Origin of the sequence: Candidimonas nitroreducens (assembly GCF_002209565.1) — a bacterium.
GTDB classification, from domain to species: domain Bacteria; phylum Pseudomonadota; class Gammaproteobacteria; order Burkholderiales; family Burkholderiaceae_B; genus Candidimonas; species Candidimonas nitroreducens.
The window spans coordinates 291,255-315,584 of record NZ_NJIH01000004.1 but is presented as its reverse complement, the minus strand read 5'-3'; the positions used below and the strand labels follow the sequence as shown (position 1 = coordinate 315,584).

General features: G+C 66.1%; 22 protein-coding genes, 1 pseudogene and 2 riboswitches. Of the genes and pseudogenes, 21 read left to right on the top strand and 2 right to left on the bottom strand.

Features of this window, described 5'->3' with window-relative positions; genetic code table 11:
• Window positions 1-84: 84 nt before the first annotated feature.
• The 15 genes from dcd (at window position 85) to CEY11_RS08845 (ending at window position 18,340) form a co-directional block, all read left to right on the top strand.
• A complete protein-coding gene (gene dcd / locus CEY11_RS08915) occupies window positions 85-648 on the top strand; it encodes a dCTP deaminase (protein ID WP_088603018.1) in 564 nt (187 codons plus the stop codon).
• A 194-nt stretch (window positions 649-842) separates the two neighbouring features.
• Window positions 843-3,104 carry an arginine/lysine/ornithine decarboxylase gene (locus tag CEY11_RS08910; RefSeq protein ID WP_088603017.1) on the top strand — a complete coding sequence of 754 codons (2,262 nt, stop codon included), beginning with the start codon at window positions 843-845 and terminating at the stop codon, window positions 3,102-3,104.
• Between the two features lie 52 nt (window positions 3,105-3,156).
• Complete coding sequence (locus CEY11_RS08905; protein ID WP_198958864.1) at window positions 3,157-4,491, top strand: BaiN/RdsA family NAD(P)/FAD-dependent oxidoreductase; 1,335 nt, start codon at window positions 3,157-3,159, stop codon at window positions 4,489-4,491.
• 269 nt (window positions 4,492-4,760) lie between these two features.
• A riboswitch (glycine riboswitch) is annotated at window positions 4,761-4,853 on the top strand.
• A 22-nt stretch (window positions 4,854-4,875) separates the two neighbouring features.
• Window positions 4,876-4,987: riboswitch (glycine riboswitch) on the top strand.
• A 47-nt stretch (window positions 4,988-5,034) separates the two neighbouring features.
• A complete protein-coding gene (gene gcvT / locus CEY11_RS08900; protein WP_088603016.1) occupies window positions 5,035-6,132 on the top strand; it encodes a glycine cleavage system aminomethyltransferase GcvT in 1,098 nt (365 codons plus the stop codon).
• Window positions 6,133-6,269: 137 nt separating this feature from the next.
• Window positions 6,270-6,644 (top strand): glycine cleavage system protein GcvH, encoded by a 375-nt coding sequence (gene gcvH / locus CEY11_RS08895; protein ID WP_088603015.1) that lies wholly within the window; start codon window positions 6,270-6,272, stop codon window positions 6,642-6,644.
• Window positions 6,645-6,771: 127 nt separating this feature from the next.
• Window positions 6,772-9,678, top strand: a complete 2,907-nt coding sequence (gcvP, locus tag CEY11_RS08890; RefSeq protein ID WP_088603014.1) for an aminomethyl-transferring glycine dehydrogenase — start codon at window positions 6,772-6,774, stop codon at window positions 9,676-9,678.
• A 255-nt stretch (window positions 9,679-9,933) separates the two neighbouring features.
• On the top strand, window positions 9,934-11,328 hold the full coding sequence (gene soxC, locus CEY11_RS08885; RefSeq protein ID WP_233154802.1) for a sulfite dehydrogenase: 1,395 nt from the start codon (window positions 9,934-9,936) through the stop codon (window positions 11,326-11,328).
• Window positions 11,312-12,595 (top strand): c-type cytochrome, encoded by a 1,284-nt coding sequence (locus tag CEY11_RS08880; RefSeq protein ID WP_198958863.1) that lies wholly within the window; start codon window positions 11,312-11,314, stop codon window positions 12,593-12,595. The genes soxC and CEY11_RS08880 overlap by 17 nt, the downstream gene beginning before the upstream one ends.
• Window positions 12,596-12,889: 294 nt before the next feature.
• Window positions 12,890-13,357, top strand: coding sequence for a thiosulfate oxidation carrier protein SoxY (gene soxY / locus CEY11_RS08875; RefSeq protein WP_088603013.1), 468 nt, complete (start codon window positions 12,890-12,892; stop codon window positions 13,355-13,357).
• A gap of 51 nt (window positions 13,358-13,408) precedes the next feature.
• A complete protein-coding gene (soxZ, locus tag CEY11_RS08870) occupies window positions 13,409-13,723 on the top strand; it encodes a thiosulfate oxidation carrier complex protein SoxZ (protein ID WP_088603012.1) in 315 nt (104 codons plus the stop codon).
• 58 nt (window positions 13,724-13,781) lie between these two features.
• Window positions 13,782-14,606, top strand: a complete 825-nt coding sequence (soxA, locus tag CEY11_RS08865; RefSeq protein WP_088603011.1) for a sulfur oxidation c-type cytochrome SoxA — start codon at window positions 13,782-13,784, stop codon at window positions 14,604-14,606.
• A gap of 11 nt (window positions 14,607-14,617) precedes the next feature.
• Window positions 14,618-15,271, top strand: a complete 654-nt coding sequence (soxX, locus tag CEY11_RS08860) for a sulfur oxidation c-type cytochrome SoxX (RefSeq protein ID WP_088603010.1) — start codon at window positions 14,618-14,620, stop codon at window positions 15,269-15,271.
• Between the two features lie 84 nt (window positions 15,272-15,355).
• The gene (locus CEY11_RS08855; RefSeq protein ID WP_088603009.1) at window positions 15,356-15,871 is read left to right on the top strand and encodes a TlpA disulfide reductase family protein; all 516 of its coding nucleotides are present in this window, start codon (window positions 15,356-15,358) and stop codon (window positions 15,869-15,871) included.
• Between the two features lie 179 nt (window positions 15,872-16,050).
• Complete coding sequence (soxB, locus tag CEY11_RS08850; protein WP_088603231.1) at window positions 16,051-17,760, top strand: thiosulfohydrolase SoxB; 1,710 nt, start codon at window positions 16,051-16,053, stop codon at window positions 17,758-17,760.
• 145 nt (window positions 17,761-17,905) lie between these two features.
• Window positions 17,906-18,340 carry a DsrE family protein gene (locus tag CEY11_RS08845; protein WP_088603008.1) on the top strand — a complete coding sequence of 145 codons (435 nt, stop codon included), beginning with the start codon at window positions 17,906-17,908 and terminating at the stop codon, window positions 18,338-18,340.
• Here the strand turns inward: CEY11_RS08845 and CEY11_RS08840 are convergent, their stop codons facing one another.
• Window positions 18,341-19,690 (bottom strand): MFS transporter, encoded by a 1,350-nt coding sequence (locus tag CEY11_RS08840; RefSeq protein WP_088603007.1) that lies wholly within the window; start codon window positions 19,688-19,690, stop codon window positions 18,341-18,343.
• A gap of 39 nt (window positions 19,691-19,729) precedes the next feature.
• Window positions 19,730-20,233, bottom strand: a complete 504-nt coding sequence (locus CEY11_RS08835) for a peroxiredoxin (RefSeq protein ID WP_088603006.1) — start codon at window positions 20,231-20,233, stop codon at window positions 19,730-19,732.
• Window positions 20,234-20,548: 315 nt separating this feature from the next.
• On the opposite strand from CEY11_RS08835, the gene CEY11_RS08830 reads away from it, so the two are divergent.
• From CEY11_RS08830 to CEY11_RS08805, 6 genes and pseudogenes are all read left to right on the top strand, one after another.
• On the top strand, window positions 20,549-20,941 hold the full coding sequence (locus CEY11_RS08830; RefSeq protein ID WP_143322741.1) for a hypothetical protein: 393 nt from the start codon (window positions 20,549-20,551) through the stop codon (window positions 20,939-20,941).
• Window positions 20,942-21,094: 153 nt separating this feature from the next.
• Window positions 21,095-21,592: a cyclic pyranopterin monophosphate synthase MoaC gene (moaC, locus tag CEY11_RS08825; protein WP_088603004.1), complete on the top strand. Its 498-nt coding sequence runs from the start codon at window positions 21,095-21,097 to the stop codon at window positions 21,590-21,592.
• Complete coding sequence (gene moaD, locus CEY11_RS08820; protein ID WP_088603003.1) at window positions 21,573-21,824, top strand: molybdopterin converting factor subunit 1; 252 nt, start codon at window positions 21,573-21,575, stop codon at window positions 21,822-21,824. Before moaC ends, moaD begins: the two co-directional genes overlap by 20 nt.
• 5 nt (window positions 21,825-21,829) lie before the next feature.
• Window positions 21,830-22,282, top strand: a pseudogene (locus tag CEY11_RS08815) (molybdenum cofactor biosynthesis protein MoaE); the annotation flags it as partial.
• A 149-nt stretch (window positions 22,283-22,431) separates the two neighbouring features.
• On the top strand, window positions 22,432-22,965 hold the full coding sequence (gene moaB / locus CEY11_RS08810) for a molybdenum cofactor biosynthesis protein B (protein ID WP_088603001.1): 534 nt from the start codon (window positions 22,432-22,434) through the stop codon (window positions 22,963-22,965).
• Between the two features lie 22 nt (window positions 22,966-22,987).
• Window positions 22,988-24,193: a molybdopterin molybdotransferase MoeA gene (locus tag CEY11_RS08805; RefSeq protein ID WP_088603000.1), complete on the top strand. Its 1,206-nt coding sequence runs from the start codon at window positions 22,988-22,990 to the stop codon at window positions 24,191-24,193.
• Window positions 24,194-24,330: the final 137 nt, after the last annotated feature.

Here is a 24,330-nt window from a genome sequence, read left to right as displayed (position 1 = left end):
GCTTTGTTCCCGGGGCCGGCCGGGCGCCGCGCACGGGGCCGGGGACGGGGCTAAAATAGGCGCCCACGCAATCAGGTGAAGACTATGAGCATAAAGAGCGATCGCTGGATCAGGCGAGTGGCGGCCGGAGGCATGATAGAGCCGTTCGAGCCCGGTCAGGTGCGCTCGGCCAACGGCGGCCGGATCGTCAGCTACGGTACCAGCAGCTACGGCTACGACGTGCGCTGCGCGCGTGAATTCAAGATATTCACGAACATCAATTCCACGATCGTCGACCCCAAGGCTTTCGACGAGAAGTCTTTCGTGGATTTCGTCGGCGACGTCTGCATCATTCCGCCCAATTCTTTCGCCCTGGCGCGCACCGTGGAATATTTCCGCATCCCGCGCAGTGTGCTCACGGTGTGCCTGGGCAAGAGCACGTACGCGCGCTGCGGCATCATCGTCAACGTGACGCCGCTGGAGCCCGAATGGGAAGGCCACGTCACGCTGGAATTTTCCAACACCACGCCGCTGCCGGCCAAGATCTACGCGGGCGAGGGCTGCGCGCAGATGCTGTTCTTCGAAAGCGACGAGGTCTGCGAGACCTCGTACGCCGATCGCGGCGGCAAATACCAGGGCCAGCAGGGTGTCACCCTGCCGCGCACCTAGGGCGGCTGGCGCGGGCCACGGCCGGGGCGGGAGCCCGGGCCGCGCGGGCTCCGCGCAAATTCGTGCCGTGCAAGGCCGCGCCGGGGCTGTGCGCCTCGCGGGCCGTCGGCGGGCGGCCGGGCGCCGCGGCGTTGCTTGCCGCGGCTTTTCCTTTTAGATGTTTTAGTGTGAACAGGCTCTAGCAGGAGCGCTATATGAAATTCCGTTTTCCTATCGTCATCATCGACGAAGACTATCGCTCCGAGAATGCCTCGGGCTTCGGCATCCGTGCCCTGGCGGCAGCCATCGAGGCCGAGGGCGTCGAGGTGCTGGGGGTGACGAGCTACGGCGACCTGAGTTCCTTCGCCCAGCAGCAAAGCCGCGCCAGCGCCTTCATTTTGTCGATCGACGACGAAGAGTTCGACGTCGATTCGCCCGAAGACGTGGCCAACGCCATCAAGAACCTGCGCAGCTTCATCGGCGAACTGCGTTTCCGCAACGCCGACATACCCATCTACCTGTACGGCGAGACGCGCACTTCGCAGCACATTCCCAACGACATCCTGCGCGAGCTGCACGGCTTCATCCACATGTTCGAGGACACGCCGGAATTCGTGGCGCGCCACATTATCCGCGAGGCGCGCGCCTATCTCGACGGCCTGCCGCCGCCGTTCTTCCGCGAGCTGGTCAAGTACGCCTCGGACGGTTCTTATTCCTGGCATTGCCCGGGGCACTCGGGCGGCGTGGCCTTCCTGAAGAGCCCGGTGGGCCAGATGTTCCACCAGTTCTTCGGCGAGAACATGCTGCGCGCCGACGTCTGCAATGCCGTGGACGAGCTGGGCCAATTGCTGGATCACACCGGCCCGGTGGCCGAGTCCGAGCTGAACGCGGCACGCATCTTCCATGCCGACCACTGCTACTTCGTGACCAATGGCACGTCGACCTCGAACAAGGTGGTGTGGCACGCCAACGTCGCCTCCGGCGACGTGGTGGTGGTGGATCGCAACTGCCACAAGTCGATACTGCACGCCATTACCATGACGGGCGCGATCCCCGTGTTCCTGCGCCCCACGCGCAACCACCTGGGCATCATCGGCCCGATCCCGCTCGACGAATTCGACCCCGAAAGCATACGCCGCAAGATCGAGGCCAACCCGTTCGCGCGCGAGGCACTGGACAAGCGTCCGCGCATCCTGACCCTGACGCAGAGCACCTACGACGGCGTGATCTACAACGTGGAAATGATCAAGCAGAAGCTGGGCGCCGAGATCGACACGCTGCACTTCGACGAGGCCTGGCTGCCGCACGCCGCCTTCCACGAGTTCTACCAGGACATGCACGCCATCGGCCAGGGCCGCCCGCGCAGCGAAGAGGCGATGATCTTCGCCACCCACTCCACGCACAAGCTGCTGGCCGGCATTTCGCAGGCCTCGCAGATCATCGTGCAGGAGTCCAAGACGCGCAAGCTGGATCGCAATGTATTCAACGAGGCCTACCTGATGCATACCTCGACCTCGCCGCAGTACGCCATTATTGCGTCCTGTGACGTGGCCGCGGCCATGATGGAGCCCCCGGGCGGCACTGCGCTGGTCGAAGAAAGCATCCGCGAGGCCATGGACTTCCGCCGCGCCATGCGCAAGGTGGAATCCGAGTTCGGCAAGAACGACTGGTGGTTCAAGGTGTGGGGGCCGAACCGCCTGGTAAGCGACGGCATCGGCAACCGCGACGAGTGGCTGCTGGAATCGGGCGCGGAATGGCACGGCTTCGGCGACCTGGCCGAAGGCTTCAACATGCTGGATCCGATCAAGGCCACCATCGTCAATCCGGGCCTGGACATCTCGGGCACCTTCGCCGAGACCGGCATCCCCGCGGCGCTGGTCTCCAAGTACCTGACCGAGCACGGCGTGGTGGTCGAGAAGACCGGGCTCTATACCTTCTTCATCCTGTTCACCATCGGCATCACCAAGGGCCGCTGGAACACGCTGCTGACCGCCCTGCAGCAGTTCAAGGACGACTACGACCGCAATCAGCCGCTATGGCGCATACTGCCCGAGTTCTGCCGCGACCACCGGCGCTACGAAAAAATGGGCCTGCGCGACCTGTGCCAGCGCATCCACGAAGCCTATCGCGAGCACGACGTGGCGCGCCTGACCACCGAGATGTACCTGAGCGACATGGAGCCGGCCATGAAGCCGTCCGACGCCTATGCCAAGATGGCGCACCGCGAGGTCGAGCGCGTCTCCATCGACGACTTGGAAGGGCGCGTGACCGGCGTGCTACTCACTCCCTATCCGCCGGGCATCCCGCTGCTGATCCCGGGCGAGCGCGTCAATCACCGCATCGTCGATTACCTGCGCTTCGCGCGCGAGTTCAACGCGGCCTTCCCCGGCTTCGAGACCGATATCCACGGCCTGGCCAAAGAAGCCGATGCGGACGGCGAGATCCGCTACTACGTCGATTGCATCCGTGAAGACTAGAGCCTATTCGCACCGGTGCGGCTGCCTTTTTACTGTGAACAGGCCCTAGGGCGTGGCTGAAGTCTACGATGCGGCGGTCATAGGCGCCGGCGCGGCCGGCATGATGGCCGCCGCGGTCGCCGGCCAGCGCGGCCTGCGCGTGGCGCTGCTCGACCATGCCGCCAAGCTGGCCGAGAAGATCCGCATTTCCGGCGGCGGCCGCTGCAACTTCACCAACTTGGGCACGGGCCCCGGCAACTTCCTGTCGCAGAACCCGAACTTCTGCCGCTCGGCGCTGGCCGCCTACACGCCGCGCGATTTCCTGGATCTGCTGCGCCGCCACGGCATCGCCTGGCACGAAAAGCACAAGGGCCAGCTGTTCTGCAACGATTCCAGCGAATCCGTCATCCGCATGCTGCGCGCGGAGTGCGATGCGGGCGGCGTGGCCTGGCGCATGCCCTGCACGGTAGAGTCCGTGGCGCGCGATGGCGAGCTGTTCGTGCTGCGCACGTCGGCCGGCGAGATCCGCGCGGCGCAGCTGGTGCTGGCCTGCGGCGGCATGGCGGTGCCGCAGGTCGGGGCCACCGATTTCGCCTTGCGGGTGGCGCGCCAGTTCGGCCTGAAGATCGTCGAGCCGCGCCCGGCGCTGGTGCCGCTGGTATTCGATGCGCAGCAATGGCAGCCCTACGGCGCGCTGAGCGGCGTGGCGCTCGAAGCGGGGGTCAGCCATGGCCCGGGCAAGCATGCGACTCGCTTTCTCGAAGACCTGCTATTTACGCACCGCGGCCTGTCGGGGCCGGCCATTCTGCAGATATCCAGCTTCTGGAGCCCGGGCGAGCCGATCGTGCTCGATCTGGCGCCGGAGCTCGACCTGGAGCGGGAGCTGCTGGCCGCCAAGCCGGGCAACCGGCAGCAACTGCATTCGGTTCTGTCGGCCCTGTGGCCGCGCCGCCTGGCAGAACAATGGCTGGCGCAGGCGGACGAGGGCATCCGGGTGAGCCCCGGTGGCGCGGGCGATGCCGCGCAAGCCGCCGCTGCGCGCCCCGGTGCTATCCGGGCCGACGCCGCCCAGGCGGGTACCGCAAGGGCCGGTGCTGCGCCTGCCGCAAGCCTTGCCGCCATGCGCATGGCCGACATTCCCGACAAGCTGCTGCGTGCGCTGGCCGCCCGCATCCATCGCTGGGAACTGTTGCCCACCGGCACCGCCGGCTACAAAAAGGCCGAGGTCATGCGCGGCGGAGTCGACACCCGCGCCATAGACCAGAAAAGCATGCAGGCGCGGGCCATGCCCGGCCTGTATGTGATCGGCGAAGCGCTGGACGTGACCGGCTGGCTGGGGGGCTACAACTTCCAATGGGCCTGGGCCTCGGGCATGGCCTGCGGCAAGGCGCTGCGCGCGGGCGGTTGAGCCGCGCCGGTGCAGGCGCCGGCGCGTGCCCGGTGCCGCCTTGGTTGCAGGCGTCTGCGCACCCATGTGCGCGGCGCCGAGATATCCATTGCCGCTTCGGATATTTCAGAAAACCCTGCGCGCCTATGCACGCTGCGCTGTCCACTGGGGGTGGCGCGGCGCTGCCCCCGCGTCGCCGTTTGTGGCTGCCTAGCCATAAGCGCAAGTGTCTGGCAGGTCTCTGCTTGGTGGCGGCCCGGATTTCGGGTTATGCTTTCACCTTGCCGTCATTACACGCGGCGGGAGAGAGCCGGCAGATGCCCGGCCGCCGAAGGCGCAATTCGCCCAGAATCGCTCAGGCACCCCGTACCGCCCGTGTATTGCCCGGGGCCTGTGGCCGGGGCAGGGCGGTATTCTGGAGAGACTCGCCACGCCCTTGGGGCGGCCGCGCGGGCGCCGAAGGTGAATGCTCGCTTTGCGCGAGCCAACTCTCAGGCAAAAGGACAGAAGGGCGACATCCGCAACATTCTTGTTGAAACTGTCGTACCTCAGTCCGGAGTCTCCATGTCCTCTGCGCTCGAACGCACCCCCCTGTATTCCGTCCACGTCGAGGCCGGCGCCAAGATGGTCGATTTCGGCGGCTGGGAAATGCCGCTGGCCTACGGCTCGCAGCTGGAAGAACACCACGCCGTGCGCCGCGACGCCGGCATGTTCGATGTGTCCCACATGCTGAATATCGACCTGCGCGGGCCCGGCGCCCGGCCGTTCCTGCGCCGCCTGCTGGCCAACGACGTGGCGCGCCTCACCGCGCCCGGCAAGGCCCTGTATTCGTGCATGCTGAATTTCGAGGGCGGCGTCGTCGACGACCTGATCGTCTATTTCTTCGCCGAAGACGAGTGGCGCATCGTGGTCAACGCCGCCACCGCGCACAAAGACCTGGCCTGGATGCGCCGCGTGGCCGCGGCCGGGCATTTCGACATCAGCCTGCAGCCGCGCCGCGACTGCGCCATGATCGCCGTGCAGGGCCCGAACGCCCGCGCCAAGGTCTGGCAGGCGCGCCCCGCCTGGGAAGCCGCCACGCGCGACCTTACCCCCTTCAATGGTGTGCGTGTCGACGCAGACACGCTGGTGGCCCGCACCGGCTATACCGGCGAGGACGGCTTCGAGGTCGTGCTGCCGGCGGGCCAGGCCGAGGCCCTGTGGCGCGACCTGGCGGCTCATGGCGTGCGGCCCTGCGGCCTGGGCGCGCGCGACACGCTGCGCCTGGAGGCCGGCATGAACCTGTATGGCCAGGACATGGACGACTTCGTGCAGCCGCAGGAATCCGGCCTGGCCTGGACCGTGTCCCTGAAAGACCTGGGCCGCGCCTTCATAGGCCGCGCCGCCATCGAGCAAGTGCCCGCGGCGCGCACGCTGGTCGGCCTGCGGCTGCTGGAGCGCGGCGTGATGCGCGCCCACATGGCCGTGCGCACGGCGCAGGGCGGCGGCGAAGTCACCAGCGGCACCATGTCGCCCACCATGGGCGTGTCGATCGCCATGGCGCGCATAGACGGCCAGGCGCAACCCGGCGAGCGCGTCGAGGTCGAGATCCGCGGCAAATGGGTGCCCGCCGAAGTGGCCTCGCTGCCTTTCGTGCGCCACGGTAAGATTCTGGGAGCCTGAGTGCCGCGGGCCGGGGCCGTGCCGCAAGCATGGCCGCGCAAGCTTCGCGGGGGCTGCAAGCCCGGGGCTTTTTAGGGAACCGGCCCTAGCCCCGCAACCCTGAAAGAATTCCATCCCTATTCCCAAAGAGGCACATCATGAGTCTACCCACCGATCGCAAATACACCACGTCCCACGAGTGGGTCAAGGCCGAGGGCGATGTATTCCTGGTCGGCATCACCGACGACGCCCAGGATCAGCTCGGCGATCTGGTCTTCGTCGGCGAGGTGCATCCGGGCACCGAACTGACCGCCGGCGAAACCGCCGGGGTGGTCGAGTCGGTCAAGGCCGCTTCCGATATCTACGCGCCCGTGGACGGTGAAATCACCGCCTTCAACGAGGCGCTGGAGTCCGAGCCGAACCGCATCAACGAGGCTGCCTTCGATACCTGGATCTTCAAGATCCGCCCCAAGAACCCCGCCGATGTCGACGGCCTGCTGGATGCGGCGGGCTACGAGGCATCCAAGGGCTGAGCAGAAGCAAGGGGCCATGCATAGCACGCCGGCCGCCGTCCCGAAGAGCCCGAAGGCTCTTCCGAGCGGCCCGGCGCAGCGGATACGGCCCGCCCCAATTTTTCATTACCCCGATCAGGTTGCACACATGCTGCGCGAATTAGACCCCCATAGCGATTTCGTACCCCGCCACGTCGGCCCGTCGCCAGACGACCAGGCCCGCATGCTGGCCGCCATCGGCGTCGACAGCCTCGGCGCCCTGGTGCGCGAAGTCGTGCCGCCCAGCATCCTGCAGCGGGGCGCCCTGCGCCTGCCGGCCTCGCGCAGCGAGCCCGACGTGCTGCGTGAATTGCAGGACATCGCCAGGCGCAACCAGGTGTTTCGCAGCTACATCGGCCAGGGCTATTACGGCACGCACGTGCCCAACGTGATCCTGCGCAACATTCTCGAGAACCCCGCCTGGTACACCGCCTACACCCCGTACCAGCCGGAAATCTCGCAGGGCCGGCTCGAGGCCCTGCTGAACTACCAGACCATGGTCGCCGACCTGACCGGCCTGGACATCGCCAACGCCTCGCTGCTGGACGAAGGCACCGCGGCCGCCGAGGCTATGACCCTGGCGCGGCGCGGTTCGCGCGCCAAGAGCACGGTGTTCTTCGCATCGACGCACTGCCATCCGCAGACCCTGCAGGTATTGCGTACCCGCGCCGCCACGCTGGGCATCGATCTTGTAGTGGACGACGAGGCCGATGGTGTGCCCGATTGTTTCGGCGCCTTGCTGCAGTATCCGCACAGCCTGGGCGGCATCGGCGACTACCGCGCCCTGGCGCAGGAACTGCACGCTCGCGGCGCGGTCGTGACGGCGGCCACCGACTTGCTGGCGCTGGCCGTGCTGGCCCCGCCCGGGGAATGGGGCGCCGACATCGCCGTGGGTTCGGCCCAGCGCTTCGGCGTGCCCATGGGCTTCGGCGGCCCGCACGCTGGTTTCATGGCCTGCCGCGACGCCTACAAGCGCAACATGCCCGGGCGGCTGGTGGGAGTGTCCAAAGACGCCCAGGGCCGCCCGGCGCTGCGCCTGGCGCTGCAGACGCGCGAACAGCACATCCGCCGCGAAAAGGCCACCTCCAACATCTGCACCGCGCAGGTGCTGCTGGCCGTAATGGCTGGCATGTACGCCGTCTGGCACGGCCCGCAAGGCATACGCCGCATCGCCGAGCGCGTTGCACGCCTGGCTTCATGGCTGCGCGGCACGCTGGCCGGCCTGGGCCTGGCCAGCCTCAACGACACGTGGTTCGATACGCTGCTGCTGGATACCGGCGCCGCCACCGAGGCCATCGTCGAGGCGGCGCGGCAAGCCCGCATCAACCTGCGCCGCGTCGGCGCGGATCGCCTGGCCCTGTCGCTGGACGAGACCGTCACCCTGGAAGACCTGGCGCAGCTCGTGGCGGTTTTCGCGCAAGGCCTGGGCAAGTCCTGGACGGCGCCCGACTGGGGCGCGGAACAACTGCCGCCGCCGGGCATCCCCGCCGGCCTGCGGCGCGATGCCGGCATCTTGTCGCATCCGGTGTTCTTGCGCATCCGTTCCGAGACCGACATGCTGCGCTACCTGCGCGGCCTGGCCGACAAAGACCTGGCCCTGGACCGCAGCATGATCCCGCTGGGCTCGTGCACCATGAAGCTCAATGCCACCGCCGAGATGATCCCCATCACCTGGCCAGGCTTCGGCGCCATGCACCCCTATGCGCCGGCCGGGCAGGCCGCCGGCTACCGCGAACTGATCGAACGCTTGTCGGCCGCCTTGTGCGAAATCACCGGCTACGACTCGGTCAGCCTGCAGCCCAATTCCGGCGCGCAGGGTGAGTACGCCGGGCTGCTGGCCATACGGGCCTATCACCGCGCGCAGGGCCAGCCGCAGCGCGACGTGTGCCTGATCCCCGCTTCCGCGCACGGCACCAACCCCGCCTCGGCGCAGATGGCCGGCATGAGCGTCGTGGTGGTTGCCTCGGACGCCCGCGGCAATGTCGACGTCGCCGATCTCGAGGCCAAGATCGCCCAGGTCGGCGAGCGCCTGGCCGCTTTGATGATTACCTATCCCTCGACCCACGGCGTGTTCGAGGAAGCCATTACCCGCATTTGCGAACTTGTGCACCAGGCCGGCGGCCAGGTGTACCTGGACGGCGCCAACATGAACGCCATGGTGGGCCTGGCCCAGCCGGGCAAATTCGGTTCCGACGTTTCGCACCTGAACCTGCACAAGACCTTCTGCATCCCGCACGGCGGCGGCGGGCCCGGCGTCGGCCCGGTGGCGGTGCGCGCCCATCTGGCGCCCTACCTGCCTGGCCTGCTGGACGAGCAGGGCGAACTGCCCGAGGACGCCCAGGTCGGGCCGGTGGCGGCCGCGCCCTACGGCTCGGCCAGCATCCTGCCGATCTCGTATGCCTACATCGCGCTGATGGGCGCCGACGGCCTGTTGCGCGCCAGCGAGGTCGCCATCCTGAATGCCAACTACATCGCCCGGCGCCTGCGCGACCATTATCCCGTGCTGTACGCCGGCCGCAACGGCCGCGTGGCGCACGAATGCATACTGGACATGCGGCCCATCAAGGAAAGCAGCGGCATTTCCGCCGAAGACATCGCCAAGCGCCTGATCGACTACGGCTTCCATGCCCCGACCATGAGCTTCCCGGTGCCCGGCACGCTGATGGTCGAACCCACCGAATCGGAAGGCCTGGCCGAGCTGGATCGCTTCATCGACGCCATGATCGCCATCCGCGCCGAGATCGCCCAGATCGAAAGCGGTGCCCGCGATGCCGAGGACAATCTGCTGAAGAACGCGCCGCATACCGCGCAGACGCTGCTGTCCGCCGAATGGCACCACGACTACACGCGCGAAGAGGCCGCCTATCCGGTGGCCAGCCTGCGCGAGGCCAAGTACTGGTCGCCCGTGGCGCGCGTCGACAACGCCTACGGCGACCGCAACCTGGTGTGCTCCTGCCCGCCCATGGAAGCCTACGCCGAAGCCGACGCGGCCCTGGAGCAGCAGTCCGTCGCTTAGGGCCTGTTCACACTAAAAGAGGCGCCCTATTGAAAAAAAAAGGCGCCTCTCTCTTTTTGCGGCCATGCCTATGCATGGCCGTTTTTATCTGCGGACGTAGTGGACGCCGGGCTCGCAGGCCTTCCGTGCCGTGCGCCGCAATTTGCTGGTTCCGCCGGCCTTTGCCGCCATTCCGGGATATCCCTTAATTAGACCTGATGGTTATTAGTATATTATTAAAAGAGATATAAACCAGAGGGCACAGAGGGTAAATCAGTGAGCATCAACCAGCGCCGCCCGGTTCCCGCGGGGCGGCTACGCAAGGCGCCCGAGGGCTTCGTTTCCGGCGACCTCATCAACGACATCAATAAGCACGGTATGGACGAAACCCGCCGTGGCTTCCTGCGCAAGAGCTTCCTGGCCGCCAGCGCCGCACTGGCGGCGGGGGCCGCTGGCCGCGCGTCGGCCGCGCCCGCTGCCGGGGCGGGCGCCCAAGCCCCGGCGGCGGGCGACCCCATGATCCTGCAGCCGCGCCCCTGGAGCACCATGCTGGGCCATCCCGTGGCCTTCCATCCCTATGGCGTGCCGTCCAAATACGAAGCCAATCTGCAGCGCCGCCAGTCGCCCGGCCTGACCCAGACCGCGCAGGCCTCCGTCGCCTTCGCCCCGCTGCAGGGCTTCTTCGGCATCATTACCCCCAACGGCCTGCACTTCGAGCGCCACCACCAGGGCTGGGTCGACATCGACCCCGACCAGCACCGCTTCATGATCAACGGCATGGTCAAAGAGTCCAAGGTCTACACCATGGACGACCTGATGCGCATGCCGTCGGTGTCGCGCATCCATTTCATAGAGTGCGGCGCCAATTCCGGAATGGAATGGGGCAACGCCGCCGTGCCCACCGTGCAATACACCCACGGCATGCTGTCCTGTTGCGAATACACCGGCGTGCCGCTCAAGGTGCTGCTCGACGACTGCGGCGCCGACCTCAAGAACGGCAAATATATTCTGGCCGAAGGCAACGACGGCTCCAGCACGACCCGCACCATCTCGATGGAAGCCGCGCTCGACGATGCCATAGTGGCCTGGGGCATGAACGGCGAGATGCTGCGGCCCGAAAACGGCTACCCGCTGCGCCTGGTGGTGCCTGGCGTGCAGGGCGTGTCCTGGGTCAAGTGGCTGCGCCGCATCGAGGTCGGCGACCAGCGCTGGAACGCCATGAACGAAACCTCGGCCTACGTCGACCTGATGCCCGACGGCATGCTGCGCCAGTACACCTCCATACAGGAATGCAAGTCGGTCATCACCAGCCCCTCGGGCGGCCAGGTGCTGATGGGCAAGGGCTACTACAACGTCAGCGGCCTGGCGTGGTCGGGCCGCGGCAAGATCAAGCAAGTCGACGTGTCTTTCGACGGCGGCCGCAACTGGAAGACCGCGCGCCTGGAAACCCCCGTACTCGACAAGTGCCTGACCCGCTTCAATATAGACTGGGTCTGGGACGGTTCCCCCGCCATCCTGCAAAGCCGCGCCACGGACAGCACCGGCTTCGTGCAGCCGCGCTACGGGCAGCTGCACGCGGTGCGCGGCACCCGCTCCACCTACCACAACAATGCCATCCAGTCCTGGCAGGTAGCCGATACCGGGGAGGTCTTCAATGTACACGTGGAGTAGAACGGCGGCGGCTCGCGCCGCGCTGCTGGCGGGGCTTGCGTGTGCCGCGGCGCTGGGTGCCGCCTATGCGGCGCCGGCCGCGGCGGGCGGGCAGGGCGCTTCTGCTGCAACGGCGCCGGCGCCGGTGGGTGTGCCCGCGGCGGATGCCTCCACCGCGGCGGCCCAGGCTGCCGCGGCCATGAATGCCTACGGCCTGGGCCGGGCGGCCACCGCCGCCGAGGTGCATGCCTGGGACATCGACGTGCGGCCCGATTTCAAGGGCCTGCCGCCGGGCAGCGGCACGGTCGAGCGCGGCAATACCATCTGGGATTCCACTTGCGCCTCGTGCCACGGCACCTTTGGCGAAAGCAACGAGGTCTTCACGCCCATCGTCGGCGGCACCACCGACGAAGACATCAAGACCGGCCATGTGGCATCGCTGCTCAACCCGGCCCAGCCGGTGCGCACCACCTTCATGAAGGTCGACACGATCTCCACGATGTGGGACTTCATTTACCGGGCCATGCCCTGGAACAAGCCCAAGTCGCTCAAGCCCGACGACGTCTATGCCGTGCTGGCCTACCTGCTGAACCTGGCCGAAATCGTGCCCGACGACTACACGCTGTCGGACAAGAACATCGCCGAAGTGCAGGCGCGCATGCCCAACCGCAACGGCATGGTGTTCTGGAAAGGGCTGTGGGACGTCGACGGCAAGCCCGACACCCACAACACCGCCTGCATGCAAGACTGCATGGCGGACGTGAAGATCGCCTCCAGCCTGCCGGCCTACGCCCGCGATTCCAACGGCGACCTGGCGGCGCAGATGCGCATCGTCGGGCCGGTGCGCGGAGCCGATACCGTCAAGCCTGCGCTGGCCGGCACGCCCGCACAGAACGCCGCTGCCGCGCGCCAGTATGCCCGCGGCACCCTGGGGCTGGACGGCGCCAAGGTGGCGGCCGCATCCGGACAGGCATCCGCTGCCGGCAAGCCCGCCGCGGCCGGCCAGGCGTCCGCCGTCGGGAAAAAGGCTCAAGAGTTGCTGAAGGCCAACGGCTGCACTGCCTGCCATGCGGTCGACAAGAAGGTGCTCGGCCCGTCTTTTATAGATATAGCCAAAAAATATAAAGGACAGGGTTATGCTATCGAAAAACTTGCTAAGAAAGTCCGCGACGGAGGTAGCGGAGTCTGGGGAAGCATACCGATGCCGCCTCACCCGGATCTGGGTGAGGCCGACCTGAAGACCATGCTCGAATGGATACTGGCGGGTGCCGGCAGCCAAACGCCTTAGAGGTAGCGGGCGAGCGGCCGCGCGGCCGCCCGGCGGCTGCCTGCATGCCGCTCGCCGGGGCGGCGACCGCCGGGATGCCGGCCGCCGCGAGGCCGCCAAAGTACCGGCAGCCAGTGCACCGGTAGCCAGTGTACCGGCAGTCAGTGTGCCGGCCGCCGGAGTTTCCGCCGTTTCGTCTGCGCCGGCGTGTGCTGGGGGTGGTTTTTTTACGGTTTTTGTAGCCCGGGCTGTTTCAAAACATCTTGAATTCGCTCAAAATTCGAATTTCGCTCAAAGAGGAAGGAGTTAAAACCTATGGATCACCAGCGTAGAGACGTACTGCGGTTGGGTACGGTACTGGGGCTGGCCGTGGCCGCCGGGGTGCTGCGTCCCGAAGAGGCGCGCGCAGCGCAGGAACAATGGAACAAGGACGCCTTCGCCGGCCATTCCGTCGATGACGTGGTCAAGGCGCTCAAGGGCTCGGCGGCCGCCGACAATGCCGACGTCACCCTGGTGGCACCGGACATCGCCGAGAACGGCGCGGTGGTGCCGGTGGGCGTGGTCAGCAAGCTGCCCAACACCACGCAGATCGCCATCCTGGTGCCCAAGAACCCGAACGCCTTGTCGGCGCTGTTCGACATCCCCGAGGGCTCGCTGCCCGATATCGCCACCCGCATCAAAATGGGCAAGACCTCCGACATCTATGCGCTGGTCAAGGCCGACGGCAAATACTACACGGCGCACAAGAACGTCAAGGTGACGCTGGGCGGCTGCGGCGGCTGAGGCGGCTGCGCGGCATACCACACTGAATACGCACATAAAGGAAGAACACACATGGCAAGCAGACCAATGCGCATACGCGCCGTCGAGAAAGGCGGCGTGGTCGAAGTCAAGGTACTCATGAGCCACATCATGGAAACCGGCCAGCGCAAGGACAGTTCCGGCAAGATCGTCCCGGCGCACTTCATCGACCTGGTAGAGGCCAAATGCAACGACAAGACGGTGCTGAGCGCCCAGTGGGGCCCGTCCGTGTCGCGCGACCCGTTCCTGTCGTTCAAGTTCAAGGGCGGCAAGAAGGGCGACAAGCTCACGATTGCCTGGAAGGACAACGAAGGCGAGAGCCGTACCGACACCACGGAAATCCGCTAGACGCAAGAGTGCGGACAGCGCTACGTTTGGCGCACGTCCAATCTCGGGAGAAGCCAATATGAAAAAAATAGTCTTGAGCGCGCTGGCCTTGGCGGCTGGCTGTGCGGTATTTGCGGCCGGTGCGGCGCAGCAGTCCGCCTCCAGCACCGAGCAAGGCATCGAGCAATACCGCGAGATGCTGGGCGAAGGGGGCAATCCTGCCGATCTCATCGTCATGACCGGCGAAGATCTCTGGAAGGAAAAGCGCGGCCCCAAGCACGCCTCGATGGAAAAATGCGACCTGGGCATGGGGCCCGGCGTGGTCAAGGGCGCCTATGCGCACCTGCCGCGCTACTTCAAGGATACCGGCAAGGTCATGGATCTCGAATCGCGCCTGCTGTACTGCATGGTCAATCTGCAGGGCCTGGATCGCGACGACATCATCAAGCATGCCATCTCCAAGTCGGGCGAATACTCCTCCGACATGGAATCGCTGGTGGGCTACGTGGTCGACAAGTCCAAGGGCATGAAGATCGAAGTCCCGCAAAGCCACAAGCAGGAACGCGAAGCCTATGCGCGCGGCAAAGAGATCTTCTTCTTCCGCGGCGGCCCCTATGACTTCTCCTGTGCCTCGTGCCACGGCGTCGACGGCCAGCGCATCCGCTTGCAAGACCTGCCCAACCTGACCAAGCAGGGCCCGGCGCGCGCCGCTTATTCTTCCTGGCCGGCCTATCGCGTTTCGCAGGGCGCCCTGCGCACCATGCAGTGGCGCCTGCAGGACTGCTTCCGCCAGCAGCGCATGCCCGTCCTGAAGTACGGCTCGCAGGCTTCGATCGATCTCACGGTATTCCTGGGTGTGAATGCCAAGGGCGGCGATATGGCCGCGCCCGGTCTGAAACGCTGAGGGGAATCCACATGAAAAAAATCACACTCGCACCATTTGCCGCCGCATTGGCACTGTCCGTGGCCGGCGGCTCCGCCCTGGCGGCCGAACATGCGGCCCAGGCCGACCACGATGCCCTGGTGGCCGAATTGAAGGCCTCTTTCAGTGAAAAGGGCATTGCCAAGCTCGACCGCTTCGACCAGTCGCCCATGCAGCGCGCCTGTTCCCAGGTCGGCATGACCGGCAAGCCCCTCACCAAGCAACAGGAAGAGGCCATCACCAAAGAGGCCCTGGCCAGCGTCAAGGCGCCGGCCGACGGCAATTATTTTGGCGCCTGGAAGGCCGGCGAGAAAATCGCTCAAAGCGGCAAGGGCCTGCAGTTTTCCGACAAGCCGGGCGCGCCCAGCGGCGGCAACTGCTACGCCTGCCACCAGATGACCAAGGCGGAAATTTCCTACGGCAACATCGGGCCCTCGCTGCTGCACTATGGCAAGCAGCGCGGCGACTCCAAAAAGGTCGTGGAATATACCTGGGCCAAGATCTACAACTCGCACGCCTACAGCGCGTGCTCGGTGATGCCGCGCTTCGGGGCGGCGGGCATACTCACCGAGGCCCAGATGAAGGACGTCATGGCCTTGTTGTTCGACCCCAAGTCGCCGGTCAACGACGACACGGCCAAGCCTTAAGCAGGCCCTAGGGCCGCGGCTGTGCCGCGGCCCGCATCCTGCCTTTCAGCGTTTCCAGAATTCATCGCATACAGAGCATCCATCATGTGGCCCCAAAGCTTTTTCCGGCTATTGTTTGCCAGCGCTGCCGTTGCGGCCTGCGGCCTGCTGCCGGCGGCGGCCGTGGCGGCCGAGCCCGCCGTGGGCACGGCCGTGAAGCTGCCCGCCCTGACGCTGCTCGACGGGCGCCAGCTGCCTGCCGGCTATTTCCAGGGCAAGCCGGTAATCGTCGAGTACTGGGCCTCGTGGTGCCCGTTCTGCGCGCGGCAGAACCCGCATTTGCAGAAGCTCGTGCCGCTGGCGCGCAGCAAAGGCCTGGAAATCCTCACCGTCAGCGTGGATCGCAAGGAATCCGCGGCCCGCGACTATGTGCACAAGCATTCCTACACCTTCCCGGTGGCCATGGAAACGCCGGAACTGCGCAGCGTGTTCGGCAAGCGCAAGGTGCTTCCGGAAATTTTCGTGATCAAGGCCGACGGCAAGATCGCCGAGGTCATACCCGGTGAAATGTTCGAGGAAGACGTTCTGGAACTCATCAAGTACGCGCCCAAGCCTGGATAAGCGCCGGGGTGCTTTTGCATTGTTCAATCTGCGTGCTGCGTCGCGCCTGCGGGCCGCGATGCATGGGGAAGCTGTATGCCGCGCTTGCCCGCGCCGCCGATCCCGGGTGCCGTTCGGGCCCGCGGGCCGCGGCTCGATCCTACGACTTTCAACCTGCAAACTGCGAGTAAGCCTACATGATCAATCGTCGTGAATTCCTGCAGATTCTTGCCGTCGCCGCCGCGGGGGGCATGGGCCTTTCGAACTCGGCGCGCGCTGCCGAACAGGCGGCCGCCAAGTTCTATGACCTGCCGCGTTTCGGCAATGTGCATCTGCTGCACTTCACCGACTGCCATGCGCAGCTGCTGCCCATTTATTTCCGCGAACCCAGCGTCAATCTCGGCGTGGCGGGTGCGCGCAACCAGCCGCCGCACCTGGTGGGCGATTATTTCCTGAAGCATTACGGCTTTGCGCCGGGTTCGGCCCAGGCCTATGCCTACACCTGCCTGGACTTCGAACAGGCCGCGCGCCAATACGGCAAGGTCGGCGGCTTCGCGCACCTGGCCACGCTGGTGCGCCGCCTGAAGGCGGGGCGCCCCGGCGCGCTGCTGCTGGACGGCGGCGATACCTGGCAGGGCTCGGCCACCGCGCTCTGGACCAAGGCACAGGACATGATAGATGCCAGCCTGCAGCTGGGCGTGGACATCATGACGGCGCACTGGGAATTCACCCTGGGAACGGAGCGCGTGCAGGAAGTGGTCGACGGTGCCTTCAAGGGCAAGATCGATTTCATCGCGCAGAACATCAAGACGGCGGATTTCGGCGATCCGGTATTCCCCGCCTACACCATGCGCGAGATGAACGGCGTGAAGCTGGCCGTCATCGGCCAGGCCTTTCCGTATACGCCCATCGCCAACCCGCGCTATATGGTGTCGGAATGGACTTTCGGCATCCAGGAAGCGAACCTGCAGAAGACTATCGACGAGGCGCGCGGCAAGGGCGCCCAGGCGGTGGTGCTGCTGTCGCACAACGGCATGGACGTCGACCTGAAGCTGGCCACGCGGGTGCGCGGGCTGGATGCCATCCTGGGCGGCCATACCCACGACGGCGTGCCCGAGCCGGTGGTGGTTGCCAATGCGGGCGGCAAGACCCTGGTCACCAACGCCGGCAGCAACGGCAAATTCCTGGCCGTGCTCGATTTCGACGTGAAGAACGGCAAGGTGTCCGACTTCCGCTACAAGCTCATGCCGGTCTTCGCCAATTACCTGGAGGCGGATCCCGCCATGGCGGCGCTGATCGACAAGGTGCGCGCGCCCTATGCGGCCAAGCTGGCCGAGCCGCTGGCGGTAACCGACGACACCCTGTATAGGCGGGGCAATTTCAATGGCACTTTCGACCAGCTCATCCTGGATGCGCTGATGGCCGAGAAGGGCGCCGAGATCGGCTTCTCGCCGGGCTTCCGCTGGGGCACCAGCCTCTTGCCGGGCGCGACGATCACCATGGAGCACCTCATGGATCAGACCGCCATCACCTATCCGTACACGACCGTCACCGAGATGCCGGGCAGCCAGATCAAGACCGTGCTCGAAGACGTGGCCGACAATCTGTTCAACCCCGATCCGTATTACCAGCAGGGCGGCGACATGGTGCGCGTGGGCGGCCTGCGCTACAGCATCGAGCCCGGCAAGCCCGCCGGCAGCCGCATCGGCGACATGAGCCTGAACGGCAAGCCCATCGAGGCGGACAAGAAATACAAGGTGGCGGGCTGGGCCCCGGTGGCCGAGGGCGCCAAGGGCGAGCCGGTATGGGACGTGGTGGCGCGCCATCTGCGCGCTCACAAGACCATCGGCAAGCTGGCGCTGAACGAGCCTGTGGTCAAGGGTATGCAGGGTAATGAGGGTAGTATCTGAGTTTTTGTGCTTCGGCCTCGGTGCGCGCGCTACTCGGCGCGGGGCTCGGGGTTCGGGGTCGCTGCCGCGGGCATGGCGCGGCCGGGCATTTTCACAGCCTCAAAGTTTTCTACTGTATTTGCTGTATTAATCCGGAGTTCAAATCATGATCAAGCAGATTCTGACATTCATCATCGCCGCAAGCATGCTGGGCATGGCCGGCCTGGCCCGGGGCGCCGACACCCAGAGCGCCAAGGTGCCGCGCGTGGTCTATCACATCTCCGACGCCGAGCATCAGGCGCTGGCCGGCCTGCGCAATATCCGCAACCATCTCGATGTGGCTCCGAACACCAAGATCGTCGTGGTGACCAATGCCAAGGGTGTGGACTTCCTGATGAGCAACTACAAGGATGCGGCCAAGGTTGGCCCGCTGATTTCGGCTCTGGCGGCGCGCGGCGTCGACTTCGAGGTGTGCGAAGTCACGATGAAGAACCGCAAGCTGAAGAAGGACGACTTCGTAATGGAAGCCAATTTCACGCTGTCCGGCGTGGTGCGCATCACCCAGCTGGAAAACGAAGGCTACGCCTACATCAAGCCCTGACTACCGGCTCTGGGTTTCGAGGCCGGCCGCGATACTGCCGTCGGCTGGAACCTCGCTGGCCTGCGGCGTCTCGCCGTCGGTCTGCTCGAGTATCGGATCGCGCGAGATGTCGCTTTGCACGTCCACGCGCGGGTCGAGCTCGGCCACCACGGGCGAGGCCTGCAGGCTGTCGGGCATGGGTACGAAATTGGTCGGCGCATCCTGGCTGAGGTGGGCGCCGGTTACCTTGCGCGGCCGCACGAAGGCCACCAGCACCAGGGCGCAGCACGAGACGAATGCATAGAACATGCCGGTGTCGATGTGGCGCATCAGCAGGCCTACGAACAGGGGCCCCAGGCAGGCGCCCACGCCGTAGACCATGAGCAGCATGGCGGACAGCCCCACGCGGCGCTCGGGGTCGACATTGTCGTTGGCGAATGCGGCGCCCAGCGGGTACAGGGTGAACTGCAAGATGCCGTAGGCCGCCGAGAACAGCAGCAGGGCCCAGAAGGGGAAGTGCCACCAGCCCCACAGCGGCAGCGTCAGCAGCAACAGCATCAGCGCGTTGATGCGGATCAGGCCGGCGCGGTTCACGCGGTCGGCCAGCCAGCCCATGGGCCATTGCGAGGCCAGGCCCGCGGCCACCGCCACCGCCAGGTACACCGCCGTTTCGCTGTTGGTCATGCCCACCTGGGCGCCGTACACCGGCGCCAGGCCGTAGAAGGCGCCATTGATATTGCCGGCCACGAAAAACACCAGCAGCGACATGGGCACGCGCGCCAGATAGTATTTGATGTAAATGGGCGCCGGCTTCTGGATCGCAGGGTGCACCCGGCCGGTAAGCGCGATCGGTACCAGGCACAGCGACATGCATATGGCCACGAATACCAGCGGCTGGTAGTCCAGGTGCGGGAACAGCGTCAGCGACAGCTGGCCCGACACCGTGCCGGCGCCCGAAAACACCATGTAGAAGGCGAATATGCGTCCGCGCAGGTGATTCTCGGTCTGCTCGTTCAGCCAGCTTTCGATCACCATGAACTGCGTGACCATGCCGATGCCGGCGACGAAGCGGAATGCCAGCCACACCCATAAATTGTCGACCAGGGCCAGGGCCAGCACGGTGGCCGTGGCGACGGCCGCCGCGGCCCCGTAGGCGCGGATGTGGCCGACCCGGATGATGACCTTGTGGCCGATGCGCGCGCCGCACACCAGCCCGGCGTAGTAGGCCGCGATCAGGGCGCCCACCCAGACCTCGGATACGGAGCCCGCCGTCAGCCGCAGGCCGATGTACGTATTGAACAGGCCGGCCCCCGATTGCAGCAGCAGGATGGCCAGGTAGAGTGAAAAAAACGAGGCGACCGACTTGAACATAGGGGCGGTGGGCGCCGGGCCCGGCGGCCCGGCTTGGGCTTAGAGCTGGGACAGCAGCGTGGCCGCGTCGCTTACTTTGAATTCGCCGCCGTTTTCCAGATTCAGCTGCTTGACCACGCCGTCTTTCAGCAGAGCCGAATAGCGCCGCGAGCGCACGCCCAGGCCGCGCGCGGTCAGGTCCAGTTCCAGTCCCAGCTGGCGCGTCCATTCGGCGCTGCCGTCGGCCATCATGCGCACCTTGCCCTGTGCACCCTGGTCGCGGCCCCAGGCGCCCATTACGAAGGCGTCGTTGACGGCTACGCACCAGATTTCATCCACGCCCTTGGCCTTGATTTCGTCGGCCAGCTTGACGTAGCCCGGCAGGTGCTGGTTCGAGCAAGTGGGCGTGAAGGCGCCGGGCACCGCGAACAGCGCGATCGTCTTGCCCTTGACCAGGTCGGCCACCTTGAAGCTGTTGGGCCCCACGCTGCAGCCTTCGGTAGCCGTTTCGATGAATTCCGCCAGCGTTGCGTCGGGTACGTGATCCCCTACCTTGATCGTCATGTGATGCTCCTGTAAGTGGGAGTGAGTGGCCACGAGGCCTGAAAACGTAATCATACGACGAGGGCGGGCGACTCGCTGCCGCAGGGCGCGGCAGCGCGGCTTGCACCCGGCAGTCGGCGGCGCAAGCGCCGCCTGCGGCGCGCTTGGCCGTACGCCTGCCTGCAATATTGATACATTTGCAAACGCCTGTGCCGATCTTCGGCAATGATTCGGAAATAGTTATTGCGGACAATGTCCAACATTGCGCCGGACTTCGGGCCGGCACGATGTTCACCATTGCGCCGATGTACCGGCGCCAGACAGACGGAGGTCCACGTGATACTACCGAAACTTTCCGCCGCCATTCTCTCCATGGCCATGCTGGGCAGCGCCTATGCGGTGCCGGCCCGCGATGCCGACACCACCCTGGATCAGTGGGTGCTGATCTCCGGCGCCACCAATGGCGCGGCCGACGCGCTGGGTGTCAGTGAAGACGACCTGGACGAACACCGCAACACGGCCCGCAGCCATCTGATGCGCTATGCGGCCGAGCACGGCCTGAGCATGGGGCGCTTCGACGCCCTGTTCGAGCTGGGAGCCAGCGAAGGCCGCCGGCTACTCTCCGACCGCAGCGCCCTGGCCCGCGCCAAGGGGCAGTCGCTCATCGATGGATTCCAGCGCGACAAGAATATCGGCTACGAAAGCGTAAAGGACGCGCTGGACGTCTGATCCATCCGGATGGACGCCTGATCCGTCCGAACCTTGTTCATCCCTTGTGCCCACATCCGTGGGCATTGCGTATTATCATAGGGCCATGACACGCCCTCGGCCCGCCCTGCGCGGCAGGCCGAGTTCCCACGCGCCGAACCGACCCGTATTTCCATGAATCAAGCCGAAGCCGCCGAACCCGTCCTCAGCCATCTGGACGAATCCGGGCATATCCGCATGGTGGACGTCAGCAGCAAGGCCGCGACGCAGCGCACGGCCATCGCCGAAGCCCGCGTGCGCATGAGCGCGCAGGCCTACCGCCTGCTGACCGCGCGCGACAACGGCAAGGGCGAGGTCTTGAACACCGCCAATGTGGCGGGCGTGATGGCGGCCAAGCGCTGCGCCGAGCTGATTCCCTTGTGCCACAGCCTGCCGCTCAGCTTCGCCGGGGTCGAGTTCTCGCTGGACGACGCGGCGCATACGGTCGCCATACGCGCCACCTGCCGCAGCGACTACAAGACCGGCGTCGAAATGGAGGCCATGACGGCCTGCAGCGTGGCGGCGCTGACCATCTACGACATGTGCAAGGCGGCCGACAAGGGCATCGTCATCGAGACCGTGCGGCTGGCCTATAAATCCGGAGGCAAGAGCGGTGAATGGCGCAGCAATTAAGGTTCTGTACTTCGCCCAAGTGGCCGAGCTGACCGGCACGCGCCAGGAATCCTGGCCGCTGCCGCATAGCGTCAGCGGCGCCGATTGGCTGTGCCAGCTCGAAGCCCGTTATCCGCAGCTGGCGCCGGTGTCGCGCCTGCGCCTGGCGGTCAACCAGCGCCACGTCGCGCACCAGGCGTCCATCCAGGCGGGCGACGAGGTGGCGGTATTCGAACCTGTTACGGGGGGGTAGGCCACATGGTCATCGTGCAGCAGGACGATTTCGACGCGGCGCGCCTGCAGGCGCAGCTGCGCGGGCGCCATGCGGCGGGCGCCATTGTCACCTTCACCGGCTATGTGCGCGACTATGCGCAGGACGCGGCCACCCGCAGCCTGTTCCTGGAACACTACCCGGGCATGTGCGAGCGCGAGATCGAAGCCATCTGCGCCGCCGCCGGCGCGCGCTGGCAGGTGCTGGAAAGCCTGGTGGTGCACCGGGTGGGCGAATTGCGCCACAAAGAACAAATCGTGTTCGTGGCGGTGGCCAGTGCGCACCGCGGCGATGCGTTCCGGGCCTGCGAATACATCATCGACGCGCTCAAGACCCGCGCCCCGTTCTGGAAACGCGAGAACCTGGCCGACGGCGACAGCTTCTGGGTGAGCCAGCATCAGGCTGATGCCGACAAGACCGCACAGTGGGGCGACGATCCCGCGGGCGCGGGTTGCGGGCCGGCGGCGGTGCCGGCTGAAGCCGCCGGAAGCGCGGCGGCCGTGCCCGGCCAGGCCGCAAGGCCCAAGACCGCTATTTCCAGGAACGCGGCATCCCAAGCCGCAACATCCCAGACCGAGGAAACCTCATCGTGAGCAAAGCATCCGCCGACCAGCCCAGGATCTCGCTGGAGTGCGCCGTCCTCACCATATCGGACTCGCGCACCGCCGCCAACGACAGCTCGGGCGACTACCTGGCGCAAAGCCTGCAGGACGCCGGGCACCATTGCGCGGCGCGGGCCCTCAGCAGCGGCAATCTGTACCAGATCCGCAAGATGCTCAGCGACTGGATCGCCGATCCGGGCATCCAGATCGTCATCACCAACGGCGGCACGGGCTATACGCACCAGAAGTCCACCGCGGCGGCCATCGTGCCCTTGCTGGACATGCAGATCGCCGGCTTCGGCGAATTGTTCCGGCATCTGTCGTACCTGGAGATCGGCTCTTCGTCGCTGCAGTCCGACGCCTTCGCGGGCTCGGCCAACAACACCCTGATCTTCTGCGTACCGGGCTCCACGGGCGCCTGCAAGACCGCCTGGGAAGGCATCATCCGCGAACAGCTCGACAGCACGCATCGTCCCTGCAATTTCGGCAGCCATTTTCAGGCGCTGCTGGCCACGCAATAGCTACTCTTTCATCACATCTCTCATGCTCGATTTCGACACCGCTCAGGCACGCCTCGCCGAGGCCGGCAAGGCCCCGTCCCGTACAGAAAAATGCCCGTTGCACCTGGCCGCCGGACGCGTCCTGGCACACCCGGTTTCCGCCAGGCTCGATCTGCCGCCGGCCGACAACAGCGCCATGGACGGCTATGCGATCCGCTACGCCGACTATCAGCCCGGCCGGCGCCTGCCCATCCAGGAACGCTGCTATGCCGGCCAGCGTCCGCAGCCGCTGCGCGACGGCCATGCCACGCGGCTGTTCACTGGCAGCGTGATGCCCGAAGGCGCCGATACCGTGGTCATGCAGGAAGACTGCGCCGAGGCCGACGACCTGCTCGAGATCCGCGAAGCGCCGCGTGCCGGAGCGCACGTGCGCAAGCGCGGCGAAGACATGCAGCAGGGGGCGACGGTGCTGGAAGCCGGAACGGTGCTCGGGGCGGCGCAGATCGCCGCGCTGGCCGCCCAGGGCGTGGGCCAGCTGGCGGTGTTTCCGCGCCTGCGCGTGGGCATACTGACGACCGGCGACGAGCTGGTCTTTCCCGGCGCGAAGCTGGCGCCGGCGCAGATCTACAACTCCAACGGCCCCATGCTGGCCTCGCTGGTCGACGGCCTGGGCGCGCAGGTGCTGCACGTGCTGCACGCGGTCGACACCGAGGCCTCGGTGCGCAAGGCCTTCAAGATGCTGATCAAGGACTGCGACCTGGTGCTGACGGTGGGCGGCGTGTCGGTCGGCGAGAAAGACCTGGTCAAGCCGGCCATCGAGCAGGCCGGCGCCACGCTGGATCTGTGGCGAGTCTGCATGAAGCCGGGCAAGCCCGTGGCCCTGGCGCATGCGCGCAACAAACCCATTGTCTGCCTGCCCGGCAACCCGGTTTCGGCCTATACGGTGTTTACCTTGCTGGTTACGCCGTTGATCCGCGTCATGCAGGGCCGTACCGCAATATTGCCGCCGGTGCGCCAGGCACGCCTGCGCACCGACCGCGTGTTCCGCGAGTCGCGCGAAGAATTCCTGCGCGTGCGCGCCCAGGAATCCGACACCGGCGTGGCCGAAGTCACGCCCTACGGCAATCAGGGTTCGGGGGTGGTGAGCTCTCTGCCCTGGGCCACGGGTTTTGCCCGGGTGCCGGTGAATACCGAGGTGCGCGACGGCGATCTGCTCAGATACTACGATTGCCGGCACTGGCTGGCATAGCTCCGCTGGCTGGCGTAATTCGATAGGCCGCCCCTGAGCTCCGGGCGCGCTGCGCCCGGCTGCCCGCCGCTTCGGTGGCCGGCTGAAATAGTGGCTGTGTGCGTAACGACCCTCGCGCCTGATGCGGCGCGGCGGGT